Source organism: Pseudomonas sp. PME37.24/006, from assembly GCF_055556635.1.
In genome coordinates, this window is sequence record NZ_JBVHNL010000009.1 from 1 (window position 1) to 5798 (window position 5798).

Annotated in this window: 2 tRNA genes and 3 rRNA genes; all 5 read left to right on the forward strand. The window is 51.3% G+C overall.

From position 1 onward, the window contains the following. The first annotated feature begins 548 nt into the window (after positions 1 to 548). A 16S ribosomal RNA gene (locus ACZ3GY_RS23575) occupies positions 549 to 2085 on the forward strand. 66 nt (positions 2086 to 2151) lie between these two features. Then, positions 2152 to 2228, forward strand: a tRNA-Ile gene (locus tag ACZ3GY_RS23580). 30 nt (positions 2229 to 2258) lie between these two features. After that, positions 2259 to 2334: transfer RNA gene (locus tag ACZ3GY_RS23585), tRNA-Ala, on the forward strand. A gap of 259 nt (positions 2335 to 2593) precedes the next feature. Then, a 23S ribosomal RNA gene (locus ACZ3GY_RS23590) occupies positions 2594 to 5485 on the forward strand. A gap of 140 nt (positions 5486 to 5625) precedes the next feature. Beyond that, positions 5626 to 5741: ribosomal RNA gene (rrf, locus tag ACZ3GY_RS23595) — 5S ribosomal RNA — on the forward strand. The 16S, 23S and 5S rRNA genes sit together here with 2 tRNA genes alongside, the layout of an rRNA operon. Positions 5742 to 5798: the final 57 nt, after the last annotated feature.

The window sequence follows — 5798 nt, forward strand, 5'->3', positions numbered from 1 at the left end:
TTGACCTGAGATTCTGGCTGCCTATAATGCGCACCACTTCCGGCGCAGCCTGATCTGAAAACTCCTTGTTAATCAGGAAGTTAGAAGAAAATAAGGGTTGCACGGACGGCGAATTCGAGTAGAATGCGCCGGCATCGACAGGGTGGTTTGAGTGGCTCTGTTGATGGTTCGATCAGGTTTGATCGAAGGCGGTAAAGAGGGTGTTGACAGCGGTTTGTAACGCTGTAGAATGCGCCTCCCGCTGGAGAGAAGATGATCTGGTTGGGCGCTGCAAGGTGTTGAGAAGAAAGAAAAAGTTCTTCAAAAACAGCTTGACAGGAAATGAGGCTGCTGTAAGATGCGCGCCTCGGTTGAGACGAAAGACTTAACCAAACGTTCTTTAACAATTGAATCAAGCAATTCGTGTGGGTGCTTGTGAGCTAAGACTGAGGATCGCAAGATTATCAGCATCACAGGTAAACACTCGTAATAGAGAGTTTTTTCTTCTTAAATGAAGAGTCTGCGATTGCTGAGCCAAGTTTAGGGTTTCTCAAAACCCATGCAGTATTGAACTGAAGAGTTTGATCATGGCTCAGATTGAACGCTGGCGGCAGGCCTAACACATGCAAGTCGAGCGGTTGACGGGAGCTTGCTCCCTGATTCAGCGGCGGACGGGTGAGTAATGCCTAGGAATCTGCCTATTAGTGGGGGACAACGTTTCGAAAGGAACGCTAATACCGCATACGTCCTACGGGAGAAAGCAGGGGACCTTCGGGCCTTGCGCTAATAGATGAGCCTAGGTCGGATTAGCTAGTTGGTGAGGTAAAGGCTCACCAAGGCGACGATCCGTAACTGGTCTGAGAGGATGATCAGTCACACTGGAACTGAGACACGGTCCAGACTCCTACGGGAGGCAGCAGTGGGGAATATTGGACAATGGGCGAAAGCCTGATCCAGCCATGCCGCGTGTGTGAAGAAGGTCTTCGGATTGTAAAGCACTTTAAGTTGGGAGGAAGGGCAGTAAATTAATACTTTGCTGTTTTGACGTTACCGACAGAATAAGCACCGGCTAACTCTGTGCCAGCAGCCGCGGTAATACAGAGGGTGCAAGCGTTAATCGGAATTACTGGGCGTAAAGCGCGCGTAGGTGGTTTGTTAAGTTGGATGTGAAAGCCCCGGGCTCAACCTGGGAACTGCATCCAAAACTGGCAAGCTAGAGTACGGTAGAGGGTGGTGGAATTTCCTGTGTAGCGGTGAAATGCGTAGATATAGGAAGGAACACCAGTGGCGAAGGCGACCACCTGGACTGATACTGACACTGAGGTGCGAAAGCGTGGGGAGCAAACAGGATTAGATACCCTGGTAGTCCACGCCGTAAACGATGTCAACTAGCCGTTGGGTTCCTTGAGGACTTAGTGGCGCAGCTAACGCATTAAGTTGACCGCCTGGGGAGTACGGCCGCAAGGTTAAAACTCAAATGAATTGACGGGGGCCCGCACAAGCGGTGGAGCATGTGGTTTAATTCGAAGCAACGCGAAGAACCTTACCAGGCCTTGACATGCTGAGAACTTTCCAGAGATGGATTGGTGCCTTCGGGAACTCAGACACAGGTGCTGCATGGCTGTCGTCAGCTCGTGTCGTGAGATGTTGGGTTAAGTCCCGTAACGAGCGCAACCCTTGTCCTTAGTTACCAGCACGTAATGGTGGGAACTCTAAGGAGACTGCCGGTGACAAACCGGAGGAAGGTGGGGATGACGTCAAGTCATCATGGCCCTTACGGCCTGGGCTACACACGTGCTACAATGGTCGGTACAAAGGGTTGCCAAGCCGCGAGGTGGAGCTAATCCCATAAAACCGATCGTAGTCCGGATCGCAGTCTGCAACTCGACTGCGTGAAGTCGGAATCGCTAGTAATCGTGAATCAGAATGTCACGGTGAATACGTTCCCGGGCCTTGTACACACCGCCCGTCACACCATGGGAGTGGGTTGCACCAGAAGTAGCTAGTCTAACCTTCGGGGGGACGGTTACCACGGTGTGATTCATGACTGGGGTGAAGTCGTAACAAGGTAGCCGTAGGGGAACCTGCGGCTGGATCACCTCCTTAATCGAAAGATCCCAGCTTATTCATAAGCACCCACACGAATTGCTTGATTCATTGCGAAAGACGATTGGGTCTGTAGCTCAGTTGGTTAGAGCGCACCCCTGATAAGGGTGAGGTCGGCAGTTCGAATCTGCCCAGACCCACCAATTGTTGAGGGTGCAGGCCTTGGAAGTATTGGGGCCATAGCTCAGCTGGGAGAGCGCCTGCCTTGCACGCAGGAGGTCAGCGGTTCGATCCCGCTTGGCTCCACCATTTACAGCCTTCGACGTTGATGTGAATAGAGTTCAGAAATGAGCATTCCTGTTTAGGCAGATGAGTGTTGATTTCTGGTCTTTGACCAGTCAGAAAAATCGTTCTTTAAAAATTTGGGTATGTGATAGAAGTGACTGATTGATTACTTTCACTGGTAATTAATTTGGTCAAGGTAAAATTTGCGTTGTTCTCAAGTGCAAATTTTCGGCGAATGTCGTCTTCACGTTATAGACAGTAACCAGATTGCTTGGGGTTATATGGTCAAGTGAAGAAGCGCATACGGTGGATGCCTTGGCAGTCAGAGGCGATGAAAGACGTTGTAGCCTGCGATAAGCTCCGGGGAGTCGGCAAACAGACTTTGATCCGGAGATCTCTGAATGGGGGAACCCACCTAGCATAAGCTGGGTATCATGCACTGAATACATAGGTGCATGAGGCGAACCAGGGGAACTGAAACATCTAAGTACCCTGAGGAAAAGAAATCAACCGAGATTCCCTTAGTAGTGGCGAGCGAACGGGGACTAGCCCTTAAGTTGATTAGAGATTAGTGGAAGGTTCTGGAAAGTTCCGCCGTAGTGGGTGATAGCCCCGTACACGAAAATCTCTTTTCAATGAAATCGAGTAGGACGGAGCACGAGAAACTTTGTCTGAATATGGGGGGACCATCCTCCAAGGCTAAATACTACTGACTGACCGATAGTGAACTAGTACCGTGAGGGAAAGGCGAAAAGAACCCCGGAGAGGGGAGTGAAATAGATCCTGAAACCGTATGCGTACAAGCAGTGGGAGCCTACTTTGTTGGGTGACTGCGTACCTTTTGTATAATGGGTCAGCGACTTATATTCAGTGGCGAGCTTAACCGAATAGGGGAGGCGTAGCGAAAGCGAGTCTTAATAGGGCGTTTAGTCGCTGGGTATAGACCCGAAACCGGGCGATCTATCCATGGGCAGGTTGAAGGTTGGGTAACACTAACTGGAGGACCGAACCGACTACCGTTGAAAAGTTAGCGGATGACCTGTGGATCGGAGTGAAAGGCTAATCAAGCTCGGAGATAGCTGGTTCTCCTCGAAAGCTATTTAGGTAGCGCCTCGTGTATCACTGCTGGGGGTAGAGCACTGTTTCGGCTAGGGGGTCATCCCGACTTACCAAACCGATGCAAACTCCGAATACCAGCAAGTGTCAGCACGGGAGACACACGGCGGGTGCTAACGTCCGTCGTGAAAAGGGAAACAACCCAGACCGTCAGCTAAGGTCCCAAAGTTATGGTTAAGTGGGAAACGATGTGGGAAGGCTTAGACAGCTAGGAGGTTGGCTTAGAAGCAGCCACCCTTTAAAGAAAGCGTAATAGCTCACTAGTCGAGTCGGCCTGCGCGGAAGATGTAACGGGGCTCAAACCATACACCGAAGCTACGGGTTCATCTTAGGATGAGCGGTAGAGGAGCGTTCTGTAAGCCTGTGAAGGTGAGTTGAGAAGCTTGCTGGAGGTATCAGAAGTGCGAATGCTGACATGAGTAACGACAATGGGAGTGAAAAACTCCCACGCCGAAAGACCAAGGTTTCCTGCGCAACGTTAATCGACGCAGGGTGAGTCGGCCCCTAAGGCGAGGCAGAAATGCGTAGTCGATGGGAAACGGGTTAATATTCCCGTACTTCTAATTACTGCGATGGAGGGACGGAGAAGGCTAGGCCAGCACGGCGTTGGTTGTCCGTGTTTAAGGTGGTAGGCTGATTTCTTAGGTAAATCCGGGAGATCAAGGCCGAGAGCTGATGACGAGTTGTCCTTTAGGACGATGAAGTGGTTGATGCCATGCTTCCAGGAAAAGCTTCTAAGCTTCAGGTAATTAGGAACCGTACCCCAAACCGACACAGGTGGTTAGGTAGAGAATACCAAGGCGCTTGAGAGAACTCGGGTGAAGGAACTAGGCAAAATGGCACCGTAACTTCGGGAGAAGGTGCGCCGGTGAGTGTGAAGGGTTTACCCCGTAAGCACATGCCGGTCGAAGATACCAGGCCGCTGCGACTGTTTATTAAAAACACAGCACTCTGCAAACACGAAAGTGGACGTATAGGGTGTGACGCCTGCCCGGTGCCGGAAGGTTAATTGATGGGGTTAGCTAACGCGAAGCTCTTGATCGAAGCCCCGGTAAACGGCGGCCGTAACTATAACGGTCCTAAGGTAGCGAAATTCCTTGTCGGGTAAGTTCCGACCTGCACGAATGGCGTAACGATGGCGGCGCTGTCTCCACCCGAGACTCAGTGAAATTGAAATCGCTGTGAAGATGCAGTGTATCCGCGGCTAGACGGAAAGACCCCGTGAACCTTTACTATAGCTTTGCACTGGACTTTGAGCTTGCTTGTGTAGGATAGGTGGGAGGCTTTGAAGTGGGGACGCCAGTTCTCATGGAGCCAACCTTGAAATACCACCCTGGCAACCTTGAGGTTCTAACTCTGGTCCGTTATCCGGATCGAGGACAGTGTATGGTGGGTAGTTTGACTGGGGCGGTCTCCTCCTAAAGAGTAACGGAGGAGTACGAAGGTGCGCTCAGACCGGTCGGAAATCGGTCGTAGAGTATAAAGGCAAAAGCGCGCTTGACTGCGAGACAGACACGTCGAGCAGGTACGAAAGTAGGTCTTAGTGATCCGGTGGTTCTGTATGGAAGGGCCATCGCTCAACGGATAAAAGGTACTCCGGGGATAACAGGCTGATACCGCCCAAGAGTTCATATCGACGGCGGTGTTTGGCACCTCGATGTCGGCTCATCACATCCTGGGGCTGAAGCCGGTCCCAAGGGTATGGCTGTTCGCCATTTAAAGTGGTACGCGAGCTGGGTTTAGAACGTCGTGAGACAGTTCGGTCCCTATCTGCCGTGGACGTTTGAGATTTGAGAGGGGCTGCTCCTAGTACGAGAGGACCGGAGTGGACGAACCTCTGGTGTTCCGGTTGTCACGCCAGTGGCATTGCCGGGTAGCTATGTTCGGGAAAGATAACCGCTGAAAGCATCTAAGCGGGAAACTTGCCTCAAGATGAGATCTCACTGGAACCTTGAGTTCCCTAAAGGGCCGTCGAAGACTACGACGTTGATAGGCTGGGTGTGTAAGCGTTGTGAGGCGTTGAGCTAACCAGTACTAATTGCCCGTGAGGCTTGACCATATAACACCCAAACAATTTGGCTGTTAGACGGTAGAAGTCGACAGTAATGCCGAAAATTTGTAAAAGAACACGCAACACCAACTGATATCACATACCCAATTCGGGGAAGCGACCTAAACATCGACTCCCCAACCGGATTGCTTGACGACCATAGAGCATTGGAACCACCTGATCCCATCCCGAACTCAGTAGTGAAACGATGCATCGCCGATGGTAGTGTGGGGTTTCCCCATGTGAGAGTAGGTCATCGTCAAGCTTCTACTAGAAACCCCAGATCTCGACAGAGGTCTGGGGTTTCGTCTTTGCGGCGCAG